General features: G+C 39.5%; 17 protein-coding genes. 9 read left to right on the top strand and 8 right to left on the bottom strand.

From position 1 onward, the window contains the following. Positions 1-3: 3 nt before the first annotated feature. A complete protein-coding gene (locus CXF89_RS06725) occupies positions 4-1932 on the bottom strand; it encodes a RecQ family ATP-dependent DNA helicase (protein ID WP_121954155.1) in 1929 nt (642 codons plus the stop codon). A 539-nt stretch (positions 1933-2471) separates the two neighbouring features. Between CXF89_RS06725 and CXF89_RS06720 the strand changes: the two genes are divergently transcribed. Continuing rightward, on the top strand, positions 2472-3776 hold the full coding sequence (locus CXF89_RS06720) for an NAD(P)/FAD-dependent oxidoreductase (RefSeq protein ID WP_076924960.1): 1305 nt from the start codon (positions 2472-2474) through the stop codon (positions 3774-3776). Between the two features lie 98 nt (positions 3777-3874). Further along, positions 3875-5374 (top strand): phospholipase effector Tle1 domain-containing protein, encoded by a 1500-nt coding sequence (locus tag CXF89_RS06715; RefSeq protein WP_121954154.1) that lies wholly within the window; start codon positions 3875-3877, stop codon positions 5372-5374. 444 nt (positions 5375-5818) lie between these two features. Here the strand turns inward: CXF89_RS06715 and CXF89_RS06710 are convergent, their stop codons facing one another. Both CXF89_RS06710 and CXF89_RS06705 read right to left on the bottom strand, forming a co-directional pair. Then, positions 5819-6913, bottom strand: a complete 1095-nt coding sequence (locus tag CXF89_RS06710) for a Fic family protein (RefSeq protein ID WP_121954153.1) — start codon at positions 6911-6913, stop codon at positions 5819-5821. A 295-nt stretch (positions 6914-7208) separates the two neighbouring features. Further along, positions 7209-8084, bottom strand: a complete 876-nt coding sequence (locus CXF89_RS06705; protein WP_121954152.1) for a nuclease-related domain-containing protein — start codon at positions 8082-8084, stop codon at positions 7209-7211. A 508-nt stretch (positions 8085-8592) separates the two neighbouring features. On the opposite strand from CXF89_RS06705, the gene CXF89_RS06700 reads away from it, so the two are divergent. After that, complete coding sequence (locus CXF89_RS06700) at positions 8593-11745, top strand: DEAD/DEAH box helicase (RefSeq protein ID WP_121954151.1); 3153 nt, start codon at positions 8593-8595, stop codon at positions 11743-11745. Between the two features lie 134 nt (positions 11746-11879). On the opposite strand, the gene CXF89_RS06695 is transcribed toward CXF89_RS06700, so the two are convergent. The 4 genes from CXF89_RS06695 to CXF89_RS06680 form a co-directional block, all read right to left on the bottom strand. Beyond that, positions 11880-13457, bottom strand: a complete 1578-nt coding sequence (locus CXF89_RS06695; protein ID WP_121954150.1) for a GmrSD restriction endonuclease domain-containing protein — start codon at positions 13455-13457, stop codon at positions 11880-11882. A gap of 369 nt (positions 13458-13826) precedes the next feature. Next, a complete protein-coding gene (locus tag CXF89_RS06690) occupies positions 13827-14306 on the bottom strand; it encodes a hypothetical protein (RefSeq protein ID WP_121954149.1) in 480 nt (159 codons plus the stop codon). A gap of 505 nt (positions 14307-14811) precedes the next feature. Beyond that, a complete protein-coding gene (locus CXF89_RS06685; RefSeq protein ID WP_121954148.1) occupies positions 14812-15912 on the bottom strand; it encodes an HNH endonuclease in 1101 nt (366 codons plus the stop codon). After that, positions 15909-16505, bottom strand: a complete 597-nt coding sequence (locus tag CXF89_RS06680; protein ID WP_121954147.1) for a class I SAM-dependent methyltransferase — start codon at positions 16503-16505, stop codon at positions 15909-15911. Before CXF89_RS06680 ends, CXF89_RS06685 begins: the two co-directional genes overlap by 4 nt. 417 nt (positions 16506-16922) lie before the next feature. Here CXF89_RS06680 and CXF89_RS06675 point away from each other — a divergent pair, with 417 nt between their 5' ends. Then, complete coding sequence (locus CXF89_RS06675; protein ID WP_121954146.1) at positions 16923-17222, top strand: helix-turn-helix domain-containing protein; 300 nt, start codon at positions 16923-16925, stop codon at positions 17220-17222. 195 nt (positions 17223-17417) lie between these two features. Here CXF89_RS06675 and CXF89_RS06670 read toward each other — a convergent pair whose 3' ends face one another. Continuing rightward, entirely contained in the window at positions 17418-18662 is a 1245-nt protein-coding gene (locus CXF89_RS06670; protein ID WP_121954161.1) for a UPF0149 family protein, read from the bottom strand. A gap of 196 nt (positions 18663-18858) precedes the next feature. On the opposite strand from CXF89_RS06670, the gene CXF89_RS06665 reads away from it, so the two are divergent. The 5 genes from CXF89_RS06665 (at position 18859) to CXF89_RS06645 (ending at position 23927) form a co-directional block, all read left to right on the top strand. Next, a complete protein-coding gene (locus CXF89_RS06665) occupies positions 18859-19599 on the top strand; it encodes a substrate-binding periplasmic protein (protein WP_121954145.1) in 741 nt (246 codons plus the stop codon). Between the two features lie 13 nt (positions 19600-19612). Continuing rightward, positions 19613-20353: a substrate-binding periplasmic protein gene (locus tag CXF89_RS06660; RefSeq protein WP_121954144.1), complete on the top strand. Its 741-nt coding sequence runs from the start codon at positions 19613-19615 to the stop codon at positions 20351-20353. A 292-nt stretch (positions 20354-20645) separates the two neighbouring features. Continuing rightward, complete coding sequence (locus tag CXF89_RS06655) at positions 20646-22244, top strand: ABC-F family ATPase (RefSeq protein ID WP_076915521.1); 1599 nt, start codon at positions 20646-20648, stop codon at positions 22242-22244. A 278-nt stretch (positions 22245-22522) separates the two neighbouring features. Beyond that, positions 22523-22987: an REP-associated tyrosine transposase gene (locus tag CXF89_RS06650; protein WP_121954143.1), complete on the top strand. Its 465-nt coding sequence runs from the start codon at positions 22523-22525 to the stop codon at positions 22985-22987. A 196-nt stretch (positions 22988-23183) separates the two neighbouring features. Beyond that, a complete protein-coding gene (locus CXF89_RS06645; RefSeq protein WP_024591141.1) occupies positions 23184-23927 on the top strand; it encodes a ferredoxin--NADP reductase in 744 nt (247 codons plus the stop codon). Positions 23928-24081 lie beyond the last annotated feature (154 nt).

Below are 24081 nucleotides of genomic sequence, written 5' to 3'. Positions count from 1 at the left end.
AATTTAACGCGCTAGTAGTTTTGCTTTAATATCGCTGTAACGCATTTGCTCGCACAGCGCAAAACCACTCAGCTGGCGCACTTTATTACGCGCAAATAACGGCACACTCATCCCTGCTAAAAAGCGGCATTGGGTTTCAATACCCACATTATGATTACCCTTGCCTGCCATATGCGCTAAAAACTCATCTACCTTTTGATAAATAAGTTGCTCGTCAATATATGCAGGCTCTATAGAATATTCAAGCTTAACCGCATGCCCTCTACACACACTACAATGCCCACATTGCTCAGGTGCATTTTGATCGTCAAAATAGCGCGCTAAGTTATAGCTTAAACAACTTTGTAGCTCAAAAAAGCGTACCAGTGCAGCAATACGTTTAATTTCGGCCTGTTCTTTGTCGGTAAAGTAATCATGAAGTTGCTGGGCAAGTTCTGGGTTATTTATAACCTTTTCATGCACTTTGTATACTTGGGTAATACGTTTGGTTTCGAGCGTTATTAGATTTTTTTCGGCTAGGTAATCAAGAGCAGCCACTACGCGTTTTCGATCAACCTGCGCAGCTTGTGTAAGGGAGTCAAAATTTAGCGTGCCCCATATTTTTTTAAAATCGGTATGGCTAAATATTTGTGTTAAAAATGCTTGGCGTTGCTCATCAAAATGACCAAGTAGCTCGTTTTTATCAACCAAAAATTTATATTTAAAATCGGCGTAGTAAGCATATTGCGGCGTTATAGCGCCTTGCATTTCAAGCTGTACAAGTAAGGTTTTAAGTGCCAGTTGCCTAATATTACTTTCGCTCGATAAGCTATATTCTTGCATTTCCCATTGCTGGTGGCTTTGGCGAATATCGTTAATTACGTATTCAATACCGCTAAGCTCAGGGGTGTCGCCATATACAAAGTTTTCAACCGTATTTAGGCCGTCTAGGTTAGCAAGCGTGTAACAATTTGATGGATTGCCATCGCGCCCTGCTCGGCCAATTTCTTGGCTGTAGTTTTCTATCGATTTTGGTAAGTCGTAATGTATAACAAAGCGAATATCAGATTTATCAACGCCCATACCAAAGGCTATAGTTGCCACAACAACGTTAATTTTACCGCCCATAAAGTCATCTTGAATTTGCCAGCGTAGCGTATCTTCAAGCCCTGCATGATAAGCAACTGCATGCACACCTTGCGCACTTAGCGCATTAGCAACTTGCTCAGCGCTTTGCTGTAGCGTTACATACACAATACCTGGGCCACTTTGCGCACGCACTATGTTGGTAAGCTCGGTGTTTTTATCGGCGGTTTTAACGCTCAACACACTTAAATCTAAATTAGCGCGGTAAAAGCCCGTTTGCACAATGCACTCAGGCGCAATAGCAAAGCGCTCTGCCATATCGCGTTTTACTTTTTTAGTCGCCGTTGCAGTAAGTAACAACACTAAAGGAATATTAAGCTCTTCGCGGTAACGCGGCAATTTAAGGTAGTCGGGTCTAAAGTTATGGCCCCATTCTGATATACAGTGCGCTTCGTCTACCACTAACATCGAAAGCGCCACTTGGCTTATAAACTCTCTAAAACGCTCGTTTTTAAAGCGCTCAACCGACACCATTAATACTTTAATTTTACCATTTCGCACATCATTCATTACGGTGCTGCTTTGCATTTGATCTTGGCTCGAATCAAGGCTGGCAGCATAAATACCTTTGCTATTTAAAAAGCTAATTTGATCTTTCATCAACGCAAGTAAAGGCGAAACCACTAAGGTTAAATTTGGTAAATGCAACGCAGTTAATTGATAGCACAACGATTTACCCGAGCCGGTCGGAAATATAGCCAACGACGATTGACCATTTAAAAGCTGATCTATAGTTTGTTGTTGCCCTGTTCTAAATTGGCTAAAACCAAAGTGCTGCTCAAGTGATTGAATTAGTGGCGTGGTCATAAATGTCCTTTTGATGGCTAAACAATAGTCATGCTTATAAAAATGCGGTGTAGATAAAATATTTGCAACTCGGTGTGTATGAAATATTTGCATGTATACCCAAACCATCTCAAGATGAGAGTTTCAGTTGGAGTTAAAAGCAATTTAAGCAAGGCATTGATTGCAAGTAATAGTGGTTCTATTGTTAAAATCAATAACGCAGTATAAATCGCTTTTAAACCAACCCATTGGGCGTTTCACAGGCACTTACTCTCATCGTTGTTACTTCTTAAAAGGGGGCTGCCATTCTTGCAAAGTAACGCCTTGATATTAAGCCCCTGTGAAACGCTGAATTCTGCATATTGAGACGGTTTGGGTATAAGTATACAACAAATAACATTATTTATTGCTGACATCGGTTTTATTTAGGCGCAAACTAGGCACCCATAAAATGAGTAGTAACTGCTTGTTGCCAAAATAATTTATTGATACCCAAGTCACCTTAAAAAACTAATAAAAAATACAGATCACTTGGGTATATTATTTTTAAGGGCAACGTTATGAGTATTACAATACCTAAAATCGTCGTTATTGGCGGTGGTGCTGGCGGATTAGAACTTGCAACCCAACTGGGGCATAAGCTAGGGAAAAAAAAACAAGCAGATATACTGTTAATAGACAAAAACCGTACCCACATATGGAAGCCGTTACTGCACGAAGTAGCGACAGGCTCTATTGACCCTGATTTAGATGGCGTTGTGTATTCAGCCCATGCCGCAAAACATCATTATCGTTTTCAACTTGGCACCTTTTGCAATATAGACCAAAGCAATAAAACAATTACCCTCTCCCCATTAAACGACGAGTTAGGCCACACTATTTTACCTGGCCGTACAGTTCGTTACGATCACCTTGTTATTGCCATTGGCAGCGTAAGTAACGACTTTAATACCCCAGGTATAAAAGAGCATTGCTACTTTTTAGATTCAAGCCAACAAGCAGAGCGCTTTCAGCACTCATTACTAGATAGCTTTACGCGCCTTCATCAAGACGACAACCAACAACAATCACTTAATATTGCCATTGTTGGCGGCGGTGCTACCGGTGTTGAGCTCTCGGCTGAGCTTTACCATGTGTCTGAGCTATTAAAGCTTTATGGTTTAACAAATATGTCGTCTAAGCGTTTGCATATTCATTTAATAGAAGCCGGACCACGTATTTTACCTGCATTACCTGAGCGTATTGCCGTAAGTGCTAAACGTGAGCTATTAAAACTTGGCGTAAACGTGCGCGAGCAAACACAAGTAAAAGAAGGCACCGCACAAGGCTTTATCACCAAAGACGAAGAACACATTGATGCCGATATTATGGTGTGGGCAGCAGGCGTAAAAGCACCTGATTTTATTAAAGACTTAGGTATTTTTGAGCTGACGCGCAGCAACCAAATTCAAGTAAACGAGTTTTTACAAAGCACCGTTGACGAAAGCATTTTTGTATTAGGTGATTGCTGCGCATTTACCCAAGCCGACGGCAAGCAAGTACCACCTCGTGCACAATCGGCGCATCAAATGGCGCAGTGCGTCGAAAAAAATCTAATCGCAACGCTAAAGCAGCAACCACTACGCGGCTTTAAATACAGCGACCATGGCTCACTTGTTAACTTATCAAGCTACAGCACTGTAGGTAACTTAATGGGCAACCTAACCAGCAATACCTTTTTTATTGAAGGTAAAATTGCCCGCTTTATGTATATATCTTTATACCGTATGCACCAACGCGCCATACACGGTAGCGCAAAAACCTTTGCATTATGGATAAGCGAAAAAGTGCTGCGTGTAGTGCGCCCTAAAATGAAGTTGCACTAATCTATATATACTAAATTAAAGACAGTGAGCGTTATCACTGTCTTTAATTTTTAACATTGTCTGTGTAGAGTATTTAAAACAACTAAGGGAATTGGGTTATGACGGGTAAAACGCTAATTTTTAACTTTGACGGCACAGGAAACGAGCCCCGTGACGCAGAACAATTTAGCTCAGATCATTTTAAAGAAGACTCTAATATTACAAATATTCTAAAACTGCATTTGCTGCTTGGCGGTAAATTAGAAGACTCCCCCGTTACTCCATTTTCAAACCAACTCAGTTTTTATTATCAAGGTATTGGTACTAAAGGCAGCCGCCTTAAACGCATTTTAAACCAAGCCCTTGCACCTCGTGGTGACGACGTAGCCAGTATTTTAAATCAAGCGTTAAGCGACTTTAAAGCTCACTATCAATTAGGCGATACCATACTGCTAACGGGCTTTAGCCGAGGCGCTGCGCTTGCCAGACGTTTTGCTAAAATCCTAGAGCCTTTAATTGCTGATAATGTTTACGTATGTGTGTTTGATACTGTCGCCTCTATTGGTTTGTCAAAAGTAAGTAAAGCCACACGTGGCGCAGAGCATGTTATTTTTGAAAACCACACCATTGCCAACAACATTACTCACGCGCTGCACTGCGTAGCCCTTGACGAAAAACGCCGCGCCTTTGAACCCACACTTATGAACCATCAAAACAATATTACCGAGCTATGGTTTGCAGGTGCGCATTCAGACATTGGCGGTGGTTACTACCGCGATGGCCTAGCCGATATTAGCTTGCGCTATGCACTTGAGTGGTTAATAGAACAACCGCTTAATATATCGTTACTCACTAGCCACGACATAGACTACGAAACCCTACTCCCCGATAGCAACTTAGTAGCACAAGATGACGTAACAGTAACGCCCGATCCGCTCGCATTAAGTCATCAACAAAATTACTTTTGGTTTAACCCGTTTTTTAAATTAGTAGATAGAGAGTGCTATGTATTAATTGATGACGAAGCTAGCAACCTTGAGCCCTTAGTACACTACAGCGTAGCCGAACGTATTAATAAGCTAACTAGTTACCGCCCAGAATCGCTTAAAAAACTGCATTACAAAATTAGCTATAACGACAACACCACACTTAGCTTTATTGGTTTAAGCCAACATATAGAACTGGCTAATCAAAACATGAGTGTGCTGAGCATTAACCAAAGCCAAGATGTAATGGTATTTGCCTCTGAGCAATACAACGCAACAGGCCTCATGCTAGAGCAAGGCGCTACGTACCGCTTTACCCCATACCCAAATCAATATTGGTTTGACGATGGCATAAAGTGCACGCCATTAGGCTGGAACCGCGACAACGTACAACTTGGCGTAAAAGAAATCCCAATGGCCGTACTCGAACCATTTAGACGATTCCCTCGCGCACAGTGGTTTTCACTCATTGGTGCTATAAATAAAAACGACGACCACCTTTTTGAAATAGCCAACGGCGCCGACATTAAAATAGATAAATCAGGCGAGTTTTGCCCATTCGCAAACGACCTAAGCCGCTTTTATGGCGCTAATGCCGGTAAAATAAAAGTGAAAGCAACGCGGTTGGGATAAGAGGAAACCGAGGCTTTTAAAATGTAGGCCGAAATTTACATCGCACTTTGGCTTTATAAAGACACCCGCGAGGTATAAAACCTCACCTACAATAATTAAACCACCGCACTCAACAAACCCGTAGGTGCGATTTTACATCGCGCTTTCGCTTTATAAAAACACCATGCGAGGTATAAAACCTCACCTACATTAATTAAACCACTGCACTCAATAAACCCGTAGGTGTGATTTTACATCGCGCTTTGCTCTTATAAAAACACCATGCGAGGTATAAAACCTCACCTACAATAATTAAACCACTGCACTGAACAAAACCGTAGGTGCGATTTTACATCGCGCTTTGGCTTTATAAAAACATTAAGCGAGGTATAAAGCCTCACCTACAACAATTCAAACACCTATTCGCCTCATACAATGAGGCAAACAATATGTGTAATTGCCTCATTAGGCAATTTTGTAACGTGTACTACGCCCACCTGCGGCGGTTTTTGTTAAAAATCCAAGCGTTTGCAAGTCCGATAAATGGCGTGTTGCGGTGGCACGGCTAACCTTAGCCACCTTTTGATACTGACTCGCACTAATACCCTGTTCAAATTGGCCATCAAGTAACTTATTAAGCACTTTTACTTGCTGCTCACCTAGCTTTGTTTGATCTTTACTTGCCCAGTAATTGGTTTTAAAAATTGTTTGCTCAATATTATTAAGCGTATGGTGTATCGCATTATTAAGCGTACGTAAAAACCATTTAACCCATTGGGTAATACAAAGATCTCCACGTTGAGTCGCTTCAAGCACCTCATAGTAGTTTTTTCTGTCTTCTAAAATAGCCACCGACATAGCGTAAAACCGAATTGACTCAGCATGTTCTTGCGCTAATGCCAGGTCGGTTATAAGCCGTGTAATACGCCCATTACCATCCTCAAGTGGGTGTATTGTTACAAACCATAAATGTGCGATAGCTGCCCGAATAAAAGGGTCTATTTGAGGATCGTTTTGCGTTTTGTTAAACCAGTTAAAAAATAGCGAAAGCTCTTTATTTACTCGCTCTTTAGGAGGCGCCGTAAAATGTAATACCGGTTTATCTAAGCGCCCCGACACCACTTGCATTGGCTCGTCACCACGCAATTGCCCGCCCTCAATTTTAGTAAATAAGCTTTGCTCACCTGCAAACAATAAGCGATGCCAATTAAGCACTCGCTCTAAATTAAGCGGTGAGTGTGTGTTATTTATTGCATCAAGCATAATCTCTGCAAGATTATCGCTTTGCACTGTTGTTGGGTAAGGTTGCTCATTAATGTTGAGCTTTTTAGCAAGCGAAGAGCGAACCGAAAATGCATTAAGCTTTTCACCCTCAATCGCACTGGAGTGAATAATATTTGCAAGTAAGGTATCAAGGGCCTGCTGCTTTTGTTGAGCACTTTGCACGCCCATACGCCCTACTAATAAACCTTGATTATATGAAAGATCCCTAAGTAAAGGAGCAAGCGCTGCAGCATCCCACGTAAAGTTTGGCCAGTTTTGCTGTTGCCATATCCACATAGTCTTTAGTCCTAAAGGTAATTAGCTTCAGTCTATGCTATTTATTTGCCTCATGCAATGAGGCGAATAGAAGAGTTAATTGCCTCATTACTTTTAAGCGTTACATTGAACAGTAATTCACTTTCCTGTGGTAAAAAATGTATTTTTAAGCGAGGTATAAAACCTCACCTACATTAATGTAAACACCACTCTTAACAAAAGCGTAGGTGCGATTTTATATCGCGCTTTGGCTTTTAAATAAGGCCAAGCTCAACACCTGTAAGCGCGAAGCTTGCTCGCGCGAAAAGCGTAGCTTTTAAATTGCCTTACTATCGTTTAAGGCTCGCTGCACCAGTTGATAGCAAATAGCACGCTGCTGCTCTTGATTTAAGCTAACTTGTCGCATTGAAAGGATAGTTTTAACTATTTGTTTATGAGAAACGATTGGAAAGGTTGGTCTCTGCTTTAGTTCCACAAACCAACCAGGAAAGCATAAAACAGGTAAAACCGGAGTATTAAAACCGGTAGATTCATAAAGCCATTTATTCACCCAATTAGCTTGATTTTGAGCTTGCTCTAACGGCTTACTTTCAAACCAAGAAGGAAATGCTAAATGGTTATTCTCAAATTTAACTTTGTAATTTATATCGTCTTTTATTCGTTTATGTCTGCCTTTGGTTTCAATAGCAAATATTCCATTTGGCCCAACAACTAAATGGTCAATATTAAAACCATCTGCTTGTATATCATGAAATACCTGGTAACCGTGTGACTGTAATTCTATAAGCTCTGAAGCAACTGCTAATTCTGCATCACGTCCTAGTTTTAGCTTTATTAAGTCGTTAGATTTAACCCAAAGCTTTCGTGCCACATACGTTAGTCCCAATGCAATCACGATAATTAAAAAGTAATTGAGCTTGCCGCTGGCAAACATTTCAGCAATTCCTTTCAAAGCAAAAGGCATGGTTACTATCAAAGCAGACAAAAAGACTAAGCCTATTACATCTAAAACTTTATCATTAACTTGTTCATTAAGTGTCTGCGCTGCAACACGTTTAAGCTTTTTACGATCTACAGGTAGTTTTGCATTCTTCTGATGAAGCCATATTTTGATAAACAAAACACCTAATAGTGAATAAACACTACCAATAACAAATAAAAGGCTTAAACCTTGGTTTAATAAATCATCCATGATGAGTTCCTATAATCACAATGTTTACTTTATACCTTAAAAACAGGTACATGTCGCATCATTCAAAGCCACACTGCAAAGCCCACCTAAACACCTGTAGGCGCAAAGCTTGCTCGCGCGAAAAGCGAAGCTTTTAAAATAATTTACAAATATCGCATTGGCGATGGCAACCAAAGAAAGACAAGCGCCGGTCTCTCTTTGGAATCACACGGCGCCCCTCAATTTCACTTATCTTTAAACAAATAATTAATATGAATGTAAACGCGATGAAAGCACATCCATGTGCAAGCATCGCTTTACTCGCATCCATGCGAGGTAATTACTCATTAATTATGTGTTCTAAGGTGAAGTTGAAGGGGATAATTTCTTAGCATCATCATTTGATTACTCTCTCGGCTAATACTTAACTTACACGTTTGTACTTGATTACTAGTAACTTAGTCGATTATTACTTGTAGCTGTACCGTATTTAAGTAAACTAACCACTCGCAAACAGGGAGTGGTTTTAATGCAGCAAATTGGTATTTACGAGCAGTTAATTACGCAAGTAATTGAGCAAAACTTAGATCGTGATCAATTTTATGTGGGCGAGCGCCAGCTTGAAACAGCCGAAGCAGCAACATGGCTTTCACGCTTTTTAAGTAAACTTGTAACGCATGCAATCGATGCTATCCCTAATTCAAACGAGCGCCTACAAGAACAAATTAGCCTAGCTAACAGCCTTGTACTTTGGCTTAAAGATCACATTCGCGATGACGAGCTAATTAACGAAAACCTTATCGACAGCCAAGGGCGTATTCTAACCGCGCTGTTTAATACCCAAAACCCTATTGCGGCGAATCTTAAAGATTACTCAAGCGATATATTTCCACTTACAGGGCTTACCCAAAGTGAGTTATTTAGCGGTGCGAATGCGGGCATATCGCTCGAAACCGAGCTAAAGCGCGAGATTAAATCGTCCGACACTATTTACTGGCTTGTATCATTTATAAAATGGACGGGGCTGCGCATATTTAAAAATGAGCTTGAAGCCTTTACCAAAAGCGGCAATAAACTCAAAGTTATTACTACTTCTTACATGGGCGCAACGGATGCTAAAGCGGTTGAGTTTTTGGCAAACCTACCAAATACCGAAGTAAAGCTAAGTTACAATAACCAGCAAGAGCGCCTACACGCTAAATCTTACTTATTTATGCGCAATACGGGTTTTCATACAGGCTATATTGGCTCGTCTAACTTATCGCATTCGGCGCTTACCAGCGGCCTTGAGTGGAACTTAAAAATTACCGCACAAGAAATCCCGCACATCATAGCTAAAACCAAAAGTACGTTTGAAACCTACTGGGAATCAAAAGACTTCGAGCTATTTACAGGCGCTGTTGAGTGTAAAAACAAGCTCATTAATTCACTTAACGAGCAGCGCGGTGTTGGGCAATCAAGCAGCCAGTTTTATTTTGATATAACACCAAAAACGCATCAGCTCGCTATTTTAGAAAAGCTAAGTGCTGAGCGCAGCGTACATAATCGTTTTAAAAATTTAGTGGTTGCTGCAACCGGCACAGGTAAAACCATCATATCGGCGTTCGATTTTAAAACTGTTTACGATAAAAACCCAAACGCACACTTTTTGTTTGTAGCCCACCGTGAAGAAATACTAAAACAAGCGCAAAGCGCTTACCGTGGCGTGCTTAAAAATAACGACTTTGGCGAGCTGTGGGTAGGTAACTATAAGCCACAGCGCTACAACCAATTATTTGCGTCAATCCAAACGCTGAACAGCCAAATTGCATCACTCAATTTAACCCATGATTACTACGACTACATCGTAATAGACGAAGTACATCACGTTAGTGCTGCAAGTTACCGCGCTATTTTAAATCACTTTAAGCCCACAATATTACTTGGCTTAACCGCTACACCAGAGCGACAAGATGACGCAAATATACTCGATGACTTTTGCGGGGTAATAGCCGCTGAAATTCGCTTACCAGAGGCAATAAATCAACGCCATTTATGCCCATTTCAATACTTTGGATTGGATGACGACACCGACCTAAGCCAAATAAAATGGCGAGGTGGCCGTTACGATATAAGTGAGTTAAGTAACCTTTATACAGGGGAGAACAGCCGCGCTAACAAAATTATATCGAGCCTTGGCGATATCGTAACCAATGTTCAAACCATTAAAGCACTCGCGTTTTGTGTAGGCCAAGATCACGCTGTATTTATGGCGGAAAAATTTAACTTAGCGGGTATAAACGCCGATGTACTCACCAGCAAAAACACCAATGAGCGCGCGGCCAAACAACAAGTACTACGCCAAGGCGAAATACAAATACTTTGCGTGGTTGATATTTTTAACGAAGGTGTCGATATTCCAGAGGTCGATACTCTGTTATTTTTACGCCCGACTGAAAGCCTAACGCTTTTTTTACAGCAACTCGGCCGTGGCCTGCGCCTGCCCGACAACAGCCAAAAACAGTGCTGTACCGTGCTCGACTTTGTAGGCAATGCACGCCCCGAATACGACTTTGCCAGTAAATTTCGCGCGCTTATTGGTAAAAGCAACCAGCCTATAAAAACCGAGATTGAAAACAACTTCCCGCATTTACCGTTGGGTTGCCGCATAGAGCTACAAAAGCGCACACAACAAACAATATTAAAAAATATTCAGCAAGCTATAAACTCTAAACGCCGTTTACAGCAGCTTATAAATAGCTATTCGCAACATACTAATGACGCGCTTACGCTCAGTAACTTTTTACGCATAAACCCACAAGTCACCATTGAAGATATATACAAACCAAAAGATAAAAAGCTCGGCGGCTGGCACTGGTTAAAAGGCGATGAAATACCCGAAAAACAAGCCGATATTTACGCCGCATATTACCGTGCTATAAACACCCAATTACTCGGCTGCGACTCGCTCAGCTACTTATGCTTTTTACGTGATTTATGTAAAAACGACTTTAGCTTTATGCCAACAGCGCAAAACCAACAGTACGCGCTTATGGTGCATTACAATTTTTGGGATGGCACTGGTAAAAGCTTGGGATTTAAAACGCTTGAACAAAGCTTACAAGCACTTAAACACAAAGAGCTACAGCACGAACTTGCTCAAGTAATTACGCTATTAATAAACCGCATACACCAGCAAGAAAGCGATTTAGTGTGCTTACCTAATCATGCAATAAAATTACACAGCCGCTACACGCGCCAGCAAATACTCGCCGCTTTTGGGGCGCACACTTTTGATAAAAAATCGACCGCCCGCGAAGGCGTTTTAGAATTTAAAAACCAAAACCTAGAGCTGTTATTTGTAACGCTCAATAAGTGCGAAAAAACCTACTCACCCACTACGCTGTATCACGACTACGCAATCAGCCCTACTCTGTTCCATTGGCAAACGCAAAACAGCGCCCGCCCAGAACACGGACGCGGCCTTAGTTATATTCAGCACCAGCAAACAGGCAAAACCATCCTGTTATTTGTGCGCGAACAAGGCAAAGATGAAAACGGCCGAACTATGGGATTTGTAAACTACGGCGAGGTAAAATACCAAAGCCACAACGGCAGCCAGCCAATGAATATAACGTGGAAGTTAACCAACCCCATGCCGAGTGAAATGTGGCATGAGGCTGGGAAGTTGGCTGTTGGGTAATGGATTTGATATATTTAAGGATGGGTCTATACAGTTTTAATTTAGGAATTAACTAAATTAAAAGCAGTCAACAATTCTCTTCGTTGACTGTTATATACCATGAAAGGACAGTGATAACGTCTTGCTATAAATACTTACTGCTTAATAGATTGGTTACAATAAGGGTGTGTTAGCTGTACATTATTCGAGCTGCCCACACCACCGTCTCTAACTCTTTGTATGTGGTCATAAGATACTGATTTATCTACATCTAAATAACCATTACAAATAGGACATGTAAGAGCATTCTTTAAAGCAACATTAATAAATAATTTACTTTTCTGTTCATCTGTTATTTTAGAGTTACCATTTTGAACATCACCAGAAATTAACTTACCGTCCAATTGAGAGAATACAATTAAGTCATTTTGAGTTATTTCTTCTCTCTCTGATAACTTAACAACAATCTTCTCTAGCAAGTCTTTAAAGATATCAACCCGTTTATGACTAATGTGTTTTTGTAATATAGTAGCGACGAGCTCTTTATTATTAATAAGTATTTCTTCTAACTGTGCTCTGACATCTGTGAACTTAGTAAAAAAAGATTTATTGTTTTGTATTAGTTTTTCATTGAAAAGAGTTATAGCACCTAAAAACATAGCGCTTGAGTGACGACCTGTAGGACCATAGAAATATATTGCAGGGTGAAGCCCAAGGCTACCGCGATCATTACCTGTAATCCTTGATGCTAACGTGATCGTTTTTTTCAAAACATTAAGAGTGCCCTCACCAGATAGATCTTCAGGGTATTTATCTAATTTCAGCACACCATCTTTCTGATTGGAGTTTGCAATTAGGATAAAATCGATCAGTATTTGAATTGCTGTTCTAATACCTTTTGAACCACTTAGTGGCAAGTCCAAAGTCTTTATAGGCTTTTTTATCTCGGGGTCAAATAATAAACGGTGCAATTTAAGAGACTGCATTTCAATAACTTCTGTTTTCTCTTTCTCAAATGATGACCAATAACGATGTCCCTTGCCTGCTCGAATAATTGCTCGTGCAGCGATTGGGACAGGTCTTTTTCTATTCCTCAATAGCAACTCCTCAAGAGGATCTAGGGGAGTCCCTTTCATATTTATGTTAAAGAATGATGTCTCTGCCTTATCAGTATCTCCTTTCACCCATTGCACCGGTAACCCACGGGCAGTCAAAGTACTTAACTTTTTTCTTTGTTCATGTGTTATATCGTCATTATCATTGTCTTTTAAAAGACTTTGATAATAACTCCATGCACCGATTTTTTCTTTAACTAGTTTCCTCGTTTTTTCCGCTGCTTTTTTTTGTTCAGAAGAGATATCATGCCCAAATAGCTTGTGTGATATTTGCCCATCACCATAATCATCTTCCATCCATGCGCGGATTACGCTTAGTCTATGCCCTCCATCAATAACAAATAAAAACGAAGGAGACATCCATAAAATTACAGAAGGAATTAGATCGCCATTGATATAGCATTCAAGTAAAGAAACAACTTGATCTGGCGTCCAATGGTTTGTTTCTCTTTGAAAATCAGGCTTTCTTAGTAAAGCCACTATAGGACTACCCGAGGCTAGCTCCCTAGCAGGAATACTATTAAAGGTTTCGAAAGATGAATTTTCATCTTGTTTGTGTGCAAAATCGGCTCTTTTGATCATTGCATCTAGGTTTACCAAATTTGACTTAGCAGCCATGTTACTTCCTTTTATTTTATTTTCTCTGACAGTAAAAACTTTACGATAATACTCGGTGCCCGATTAGTTTTATCACAATTAAGTAGTGCGTGAATCGCACATTTCTGCAGCCTTCACGCTCATTTATCTATTTCATATAGTTTTAATAAATCACCTAACATATTGCTATAAATAAGTTTTTCATTATCTCTGAACAAAGTGAAATGGAAAATATGCGCACACTGTTTGTTTGAATATATAAGCAAACAATAATTTCACCATTCAATTAACTATTATATTTAGTCAATGCTAATAGCGCTTTGTTGCCAATCAAGGTGAAGCATGTATCTAATCTTTAAAGCTATTTGAATATATTTTTCCCTCCAAAGTCTATTCTTCATGCCCTGTTGCTAAACTATATTTAGGCGATTTGGCGTAATCATTAAACTCAGGAAGATAACCAAATAATTCTGTAAAGCGTGCAAAGCAATCATATTCGAACTTTGCTACTTGACCCATAGTTCGTAAGTCTTCAGGACTGTTTGATTTAACATTACATGTAAATGGTGCTACAGCTACATATAACTTGTTTACTAACTCATTATAATTTTGATATTTGTATCGCATGCGATCCGCGCCACCATGACCACTTTTGCCTTTTATTGTGTTATCAAACTGTTTTAGCCTTCCTTTTAAGCCTTTTACAGAGTTCGTCATTCCTACATACACTATGTTTGTAATCCATGAAAAATCTTTACTAGATAAATCTTCATCTGTAATTGCACAGATATAAATACCCGGATATTGGATACCCTCACTTTGTTCTCGATCAACCCAGCGCATCCTATTAGTAAAACGATTTTCGTACATAATTTTCCTGTATATGTCTCATATAACTAAAAGCATGAATAAATACCTGCAAGTATTCATAAACACCAATGTACCAACACACTCCAATTCCCCGTGATCACACCTGAAACTTAGTTAATGATGAGTAATGTACAGCATGGATGCTGTACAAAGCGTAGCTTGGCCATGGATGGCCTATCTACGCTGATTACGTTCACATCATTAACGTAAGTTGAAGATACAGTGTGATGCTCGGGTGCGCCGTGGGATTCCAAAGGGCGATTGGCGGCAGCCGCCCTTTGGTTGCCATCGCCAACGCGATAAAACCTCGAATAGAGGTTTTTAATCCTTTAAACCCACGCAAAAACATCATTTATAAACGCCGCAAATTTAATCAACATTTAAAAGCTTCGCTTTTCGCGCGAGCAAGCTCTGTGCCTACAACCCAAAGCGCGAGGCAAACTCCCGCCTACAAGTTAAAGCCCAAGATACACTCCCGCCTACGGCACGAACTACAAGTTCTGCATTACACGTCATACCTTGGCTTTTCTTCCGCTACTAAATCCAGCCCTGTACTTGGTTGCTGATATTTAAAACTAGCCGCTTCTTCAAAATAACCTTTCTTTACCCATAACTTTGCACTGTTAGCCTGTGCAACCTGATACGCCCAATCACTAACCGAAAGCGACTTATCTAAATCACAATTAAAGTAATCACTAAGTTCACTTGTTAAATGCTGGCTATTAATCACTAAATTTTGTTCTTGCCAGCGTTCGCGGTGAAGTTGCGCAGCTAAAAAGTCACTTTTACTGTTATTACAGGTGCTATGTGCTGCCACAAAGTTATGACCTAAATCATTTGCGTAGCGAGCAAACGGTATAAAGTGATCAACCTCGGTTTTACTGTTCAATGGTTTTTCGCAATAAAAACAATTACCGTGCTGAAGCTCTATCAACACAGGCTTTGCCTTACTCAATGCATTGCGATCAAAGCCGAATAAAAAATCATGTAGTTGGCTTTGTGGGCCAATTAAGGCCTGGTTATGCTTAATACTTTGAATTTTTTGCAGCCATGCATTTTTTGCTAAATAAACAACTAGGTCGTAAAAACGCCTAAAGCAGCCTGCAATACCTTCATTTAAGGTAATGTATGATTGGCCTTTAATATGGGGATACAAGAAACACTCTTCTTTGCCATTTAATTTTTGTAATAACCAAAGCGGGCCGTCTTTAATGGTTTGTAATGTTGAGCTGCGTATATTTTTCCAACCGTCGCTCTTTTTTAATTGGCTAATTGAATTAATATTATTTAATTTTGCATCATGAAGCGTAGTTATAATTTTGGCTTGTTTATTAGAGTTGGTATTTTGTAAAAGTAGTTGCTCTCTATTATTACCAATTGCACCAAATGGCGACGCTTGGTGCCAATATAAAGTAATAAATTTGTCGACTAATTCATCAAATTTTATTTGTAACTGTGCTTGTGGATCAGCGTGATGTTTTTTGATACTAATATCAGCCAGTGCATGTAAAAGTGCAAACTTATAAGTAGCACTAAAATCACCTTCAACTAATAAGCGCTGAATATAAGCAATAAAGTCGAGTTGTTGCTGCATTGATCCAATCATAAAACGTGTACTACTTTAATAAGCGCATTTAGCCACACTTCGCTTTCGCGCTCTGGTCGCTTGTCAACACTTTGCCATTGTTTAATAGCTTTTAACTGCGTATGGCTAAGTAAATGCGTTAAAGCAGTTTCGTTTAAATCGGTAAATTCACGACCATTGTGCACACGCTCTGTATCGCCATATTTAAACGATACATACAAAACACCATTGGGTTTAAGCGCATTTTGTAGGTTTAAAAACACCTGCGATAACTCAGCCTTCGGAACGTGCAATAAACTAGCGCAGCACCAAATACCGTCGTATTGATTTACACAATTTAGCTCTTGGAATGTTTTAACCGCTACAGGTTGTTGTAAGTAACTGCTTGCCAACTCTGCCAGCTCTGGGCTTGCATCAAACGCACTTACAGTGAAACACTGCGCTTTAAAAAATGCGGCATCGCGCGCACTGCCACAACCGGCATCTAAAATACTCCCGTGTTGTGCAACGTGCGGTAAAAACTCAGCATAAAGCGCCGACATATCAACGTTAAGTGTTGAGTCGCTGAAAGCTTTGGCATTTTGGTTGTAATAAGTAAGTGTGGTGTTTGACACGAGACTCACCGCTCCTTGGCTAATCGTTTAACAGCTAAGGCACTGTTAATACTGCATTCATTATTTGTTTAATCTACAGGAACAAGCGCATTAAATATAGGCTTAATAAGTAGAAATTTTTAAATTAATACGCCATTGTTATTAAGCACTGATGTTGAGTGATACATACGCAGTATAAAATATAAAATGCAATACAAACGCCCTTATCTGTGTTCTTCTAGTGTGCTGTCAGATTCCAAAGGCGCTTGCCAACCCTTGCTGCTAAAGAGACACCAGATCACCTTCACTAAAGCCTCTGCTCTAAAACACCAACAAACAAATTACCAATAACTTTTAAATCATCACTTTTATTTGCAAACAAGCCAAATACCGCCAAAGTAATCATTAACACCTTAATGACCGAGTAGGCACTCATTAATGAGATCTGAACAAGCTTTAAAAATGGCGCAGCGATTAGGGGATTTAATACGCCAGCACCGCACTTTGCATTACACGCAAAGCACCTTTGCAAAAATGATTGGTGTGTCGCGCTCTACTGTGCAAAAACTTGAGCAAGGCGAGACAGTTAAAAGCGATATTTTATTTGAAGCTTTAGTCGTGCTGCAATTACAAGGATCGCTCCTTGATGAAATTAATGAATTAGCCGCCGATGTAGGTGGCTATAATACACGGCAACGTAAAACCAATAAAGCGCAGGTTATTAACGATGACTTCTGAATGTTATGTGTTTATTGACGGGTTTGAAATTTATTATTTCAAGTATGGCGCTTTGCGAACATAAGCAACATTGATGCTGCACGCTTAACAAGCGTGACTTCTACTATTGAATAAAAACTTAAAAAGCGGTTATGCACTTCAAAATTGAATCTGCGTTATGTTTAGCGCGATATAAATCACGCTAAACGTTTTTTGTTACCTTTTTCTTAGCCAAAAAAGACTCGCTGGCACCGAAATCCACGCCTGCTTACCTAACGAATCAAGATAAACAGCGACTTCTTCTTTACTGCCTGGGCTGAAGTATGGCGGCTGTTGTTCTTTTAGTTTTTCTTGTCCGGTGAGTATTTTGCTAAAGTGTTTATTTTGCTGCTGGAGCATTTTTTTGTATTCGTTAGCGGGTTTTGAATCACCATGCATTACAAAAGCACTTAGCGCACGGCTTGCTGTTGTGTGTAGTTCTTGAAAATCAAAGTCGGTCAATAGCGCTTCTAACTTTTCCCATTGTTTATTAATAATTAGGCAGTTCATTAATAAAAAGCGGTTTGCTTGATTGTCGTTTGGGTTTAGCTTTAATAACTCTTCGAGTTCTGATTGCGCTTTTTGGGTATAACCATGCAGTGCGTGTATTTTTGCTCGATGCGCGCGAAGCATCATATAAGGTCGGGTTTCGTGCAAACCCCAAAAGTACCCGGTGTTGTCTTTAATAAACTGCTTTGTTATGAGCCCACTTTCCATTATTTCTAAAAGCATTTGCATTGGCTCAAGTGCTTTTAGCTCGGTATCGGCAAGTACTAGTTCAAGTAGTTCATCAAATTCATCTAATTCATTTGGCTCTTCGTCTAAAAAGTGGTTGTTAAATTCGGCTTCGTTTTCATCAAATACTGCTCGCTCGTTACTAAATCGAAGTTCAAAAATAGCGTCGGCCATAAAATAAACATAATTACGTTTATATTCTTGGGCGTTGTATTGGGCAAATTCACCAAACTCTTTTGCGGCGATTTTGGGGCTTGTAAATGCTTTTAACACTGTAGTAAAGCTGTTTATAGAACGTTTTTGCTCTGTATTGAGCATGCGTTTATTTATATTTTTAAGCGCCTGTAAAACCCCTTTACAGTAATTTGGTAGGGGCATATTCGGCTTTAGTGACTCACGGTAGTCTTGTTTAGATAGGCTGCATTTTGCTGGCATTTTTAATTCGTTTTGAATTATTTTATCCATGCTTTGGTTATACAGAGCCATTAAGCTTTCGAGGTATTTTAGCTCAGTCTCGTTTTGAATATTAAACTCTCCAAATAGATCTGGGTGCCACTCACTGGGAACAAGTAGTTGAGGTAATACACCTAATCCCATTAAGTAGCCTTGGATAAAGTAATAATCTGGTTTTTTAGTGCTTAATTCACTGAGTTTTATAACATCACTGCGTATTTTGGCTGGTGACATAACGTGCCCTGCTATGTATAAATTTATTATTAGTGTACCCATAGATAAAGCTACCAACAACGCTAGTTTAGTTGTTTTATCCTAAAAATGAATTTTTAACGAAATATTTACAAATTTAACAAGCCCGCGCCGCTAAAATACAAAAGCTGGTTTATACTGTTGTAATAATAAGCAAAAATAATAACTATGAGGCGCAATGAATAAATTAATTACTGTATTTTTATGTTTGCTGTTTACGGCTCCATTTAATGTATTTGCTTGTGAGAGAACCTTTAGCGTGGCATCGCACGATGCTTTTTGGCCGCCTTATGTAATGGGCATTAACGGTAAGCTGCAAGGCTTGGAGGTTGATGCGCTTAACATTATATTTGCTGACTCCCCTTTTTGTTTTGAAGTTAAGTTACTGCCAAATTCTAAGCGGGCTTTTATTGAGCTTAAATACGGCCGTATTGATTTAGGATGGGCTGCAAGTTATACAGACGAGCGCGCTAAATATGTGCACTTTAGTGATAACTACCGAACTGAGGTTATGCGCTTATACGAAAACAAAAATAATCAGCATAGTGTTAAAAACCTCGAAGACATTTTTAAACAAGGCTTTATTGTTGGCGCTAACTTTGGAAGCTATTACGGCGAGAAGTTTGAGCAATATAAAACTAAATATAAAAAGCAGATTGAATACACCAGTGCAACCAGTAAACGCTTTGAAATGCTTAATAAACAACGTATTGATTTTGCTATTGAAGACGAGTTAGTGGGGGCTTATTTTGGCAAAAAAGGCTCAAATATAAAATTAGTAACCAATATTGAGCATGTAAATAAAGACGATATTTATTTAATGTTTAGCAAACAAACGGTGTCGGTTACTGAGCTTGCGGTAATTAATGAATATATAAACAAAAATAAAACAGCACTTAAAGCGTTGTTTAAAAATTAATTTAAGGAGTGTAATGAAAACTTTATTTTTAGCATTTACTACACTGCTATTTACTCACTTTAATGCCCTTGCGTGTTCAAAAACATTAGTAATGGGCACTAACGAAACTAATTGGCCGCCTTACCTTGTTAAGCAAGGTGATACATTTTTAGGCGCAGAAGTGGATGCTGCAAACGCTATTTTTAAAGATTCAAAATTTTGTATTAAATGGACTTATTTTCCGAGTTTTTCACGTGTTCAAGCTGAGCTTAAAAATGGCCGAGTAGATATAACCTACGCGGCAAGTTATACAGAACAACGCGCTCAATATGCGCATTTTAGCTTGCCTTACCGCGACGAGGTTATGCGGCTTTATAAACATAAAGATACGCCTGATGTAACAAGCTTAGCTGAGCTTTTTAGTAAAAAGTTTACAGCTGGTATTAACCGTGGGAGCTTTTTTGGTAACGAGCTTGAACAGTTAAAAACTAAGTATCCAACACAGGTGGTGCTTACTGCCCAAGCAAATAATCGATTTAGCATGTTAGATAAAAAACGAATTGACTATGTTATTGAAGACTCTGCTGTTGCACAGTACTTTGTAAAAAAACACCCCTCAATTACGCAGGTAAAGTCTATTACACCAATTAACGTTAACAACGTACATTTTATGCTAAGTAAAGAGTCGCTAACTCTTGATGACGTGGCGACGGTTAATCAACTAATTATCAAAAATGCGGCCGCTATAAAGTTAATTTATCAGCCTGTGCATTAAAGCATGGGCAATAACGTGGTTATTTGGCTACAACACTTATTTAATGTTATTGGCGGTAGTGGTTATTTATATTCCCCGCTGTAAGTAAGCATCACCGCTCACGCTAAAAATAGTGGCTTAAAAACGAGAATTGCCGTTATTTTCGCTTGGTTATAAATTAGCTACCTTTTATCTTTCATTCGTTGTGGCTGATCTGTATAATTCGCCAGCTAATTTACCCTATTGTCTGGTTCTTGTTTGTGGCGTTTTGCTGCAGCGTACTCCTGTCAGTACTAATCTAGGATTACCCTTTTTGATCTCCACCGCAAATATTACGATGCAGTTTGGCGCAGAGCCGTTGTTTGAAAACATTTCAGCTAAATTTGGTAACGGTAACCGTTACGGTTTAATTGGCGCTAACGGCTGCGGCAAGTCGACTTTCATGAAAATTTTAAGCGGTGCGCTTGTTCCAAGTGCGGGTAATGTATCTATTACTCCAGGGTTGAAATTAGGTAACCTAAGCCAAGACCAGTTTGCTTTTGAGCAATACAGCGTTGTAGACGCGGTAATTATGGGCGACGTGGAGCTTTGGAAAGTAAAGCAAGAGCGCGAACGTATTTACTCGTTACCAGAAATGAGCGAAGACGACGGTATGAAAGTAGCCGATCTTGAAAGCATATTTGCTGAAATGGACGGTTACACGGCAGAGAGCCGCGCTGAAGAAATTTTGCTTGAAGCGGGTATCGATAAAGAATTTCATTACGGGTTAATGGCAAACGTTGCTCCAGGTTGGAAACTACGTGTGCTTTTAGCACAAGCGTTATTTGCAAATCCTGACATTTTGCTACTGGATGAGCCTACCAATAACTTGGATATTCATACAATTACGTGGCTTGCTAACGAGCTTAACAAACGTAAATGTACGATGATTATTATTTCGCATGACCGTCACTTTTTAAACTCGGTATGTACACACATGGCCGACATTGATTACGGCGAGCTGCGTATTTACCCTGGTAACTACGAGAAGTTTTTAGATGCTGCGGGCCTACAACGCGAGCAACTTTTAGCTGAAAACGCTAAAAAGAGCGCTGAGATTGACGAGCTACAAGACTTTGTTAATCGTTTTGGTGCTAACGCGTCAAAAGCTAAGCAAGCGAGTTCGCGTGCTAAAAAAATGGATAAAATTAAGCTTGATGAAGTTAAATCTTCAAGCCGTATGAGCCCATCACTTTCGTTTGACGAAGGTAAAAAAATGTACCGCCAAGCGCTTGAAGTTAATAAGCTTGGCCATGGTTTTGATGGCGAAACATTATTTACTGGTGGCGACTTACTACTAGAAGCTGGCGCTAAGCTTGCTGTAATTGGCGAAAATGGTGTGGGTAAAACTACATTTTTACGCTGTTTAGTAGACGAGCTTAAAAGTAATGAAGGCGAAATTAAATGGTCTGAAAATGCGACCTTTGGTTATTGCCCGCAAGACAGCACTAAAGATTTTGAAAACGATTTAACGTTGTTTGATTGGATGTCGCAATGGCGTACAGCTAAGCACAACGATTTAATGGTTCGTGGCATGTTAGGCCGTTTGTTGTTTACCGCAGACGATTCAAACAAGAAAGCGCGTAACTGTTCTGGTGGTGAAAAAAACCGCCTGTTATTTGGTAAGTTAATGATGCAAGACGTTAACGTGCTTGTTATGGACGAACCAACTAACCACATGGATATGGAAGCTATTGAAGCGCTTAACAATGCGCTTAAAGACTTTGAAGGTACGCTTATTTTTGTAAGCCATGACCGTGAGTTTGTATCGTCATTAGCTACGCGTATCATTGATATTAAAGATAAAAAAGTAATCGACTTCCAAGGTACGTTTGACGAATACCTAGCAAGTTGTGAAGAGAAAAAAGCATAAACTTTTTCTAATTGCTTATAAAAACGGTGCTAAATTTAGCACCGTTTTTTTATGTGTGGTGAATAGTTAAATTTTTAGAGGCCATAACCCCTGTAGACGCGCAGCTTGCTGGCGTTTAAAAACGTAGTTTTTATGATGAGTGATTGAGTAATTAGAAGCTACGCTTCTCGCGTGAGCAAGCTCTACGCCTACCGCCAAACTTAACGCCGTGGTTTTATTTAACTTGTCGTATAACACATTTTATCTATATTTATAAAAACCAATAAATTAAAATCTTTATGTATTCCTCTAAAAAGCTATTAACAGGACGTCACTCCTCAAAAAATAAATTTTACTCTGTAACAATATGCACAAAACAAAGAACTCCGTTATTCAAGAGCTTTGAAAATGCATGTATTGCCACAAGAGGTTTGGTTTATATGCAAAATAAGGTGAATACAATCTGCTATACCCTAATGCCAGATCATCTCCATTGGTTGTTTCAATTGAAAGATTTACCTCTTAATGACGTTGTAAGGCAATATAAAAGTATTACCACGGTGAACATTAATAAGTTTAATTGTTCTAATGGGCAAATTTGGCAGCAAAACTATTTTGAGCACCAGCTTAAAGCAGAGGATGATTTAATTAACCAAGCACGTTATATAATCGCTAACCCTTTACGCGCTGGGCTTGTGAATAAAGCTGAGGAATATCCATTTTGGGATTGTGTTTATCTTTGTGATCATGAGTTAAGTAATTAGAAGCTTCACTTCTGACGTGAGCAAGCTCAACGTATACAGCATCGCAGAGCTAATTATTCACATTATTTTATTGGTAAATACTGCATACATCACTGCTTTAAATCTAGTCATATTCTCCTGTAAGTCTTTGTCACTTAATGCTAATGTTTATGGAGTGAGTTATTTAAAACTTTAATGGCTAAACCAAGAGGTAACTATGTCTAATTGGGTTGAAGCAACAGTAAAAAGCGTAACATGGTGGAGCGAAACGCTCTTTAGCTTAACCGTTAATGCTAATGTAGAGCCGTTTAAAGCAGGGCAATTTACAAAGCTTTCTATAATGGATGGCGACAAGCGTATTGCTCGGGCTTATTCATATGTGAATGCCCCTGAAAATCCCGATCTTGAATTTTACCTTATTAACGTTATTGACGGTTTGCTTTCTCCTCGTTTAGCTACATTACAACCTGGCGAAACCGTATTAATAGAACAACGCGCAACTGGCTTTTTTACCCTTGATGAAATACCACAAAGCGATCAGCTTTGGATGTTAGGTACTGGCACTGCCATAGGGCCTTTTTTATCAATATTGCAACAGCCCGATGTGTGGAAAAAATACAAAAGCATAAACTTAGTGCATGGTGTACGTTTTAATAACGATTTAAGCTATCAAGCACTTATTAACGAGTTATTAAGAGTGTACCCCGAGCAACTCAACTATATTCCTGTTGTAAGTAGAGAAGAGCCATTACAAGGCTTAAGTGGCCGGATTACTAACGCAATTGAGAGCAACGGCTTGTTTGAACATGTAAAATTAAACCCTGAGCCTAGTAATGCACAATTTATGATTTGCGGAAACCCACAAATGGTAAAAGACACCACCGCGCTACTTCTCGATAAAAACTTTACGCGTAACCGCCGCAAAGCACCCGGTAACATTACTGTAGAGCAGTACTGGTAGGCTACAGTGGTGGTATTAACTACCCGATAACGTTAAAATTTGCTATGTTGCACCCTTATACCAATATTATCAAAAATATGATCATTCTATCGCATTAAATAACTCACTAACTGCGTTAAAAATTATTCATATAGAACAACTATATGTCACAATT

It is taken from the genome of Pseudoalteromonas sp. MelDa3 (assembly GCF_002863625.1).
Classification (GTDB): Bacteria; Pseudomonadota; Gammaproteobacteria; order Enterobacterales; family Alteromonadaceae; genus Pseudoalteromonas; species Pseudoalteromonas arctica.
The sequence above is the reverse complement of the archived record's forward strand: the minus strand, read 5'-3'. Positions and strand labels throughout refer to the sequence as shown.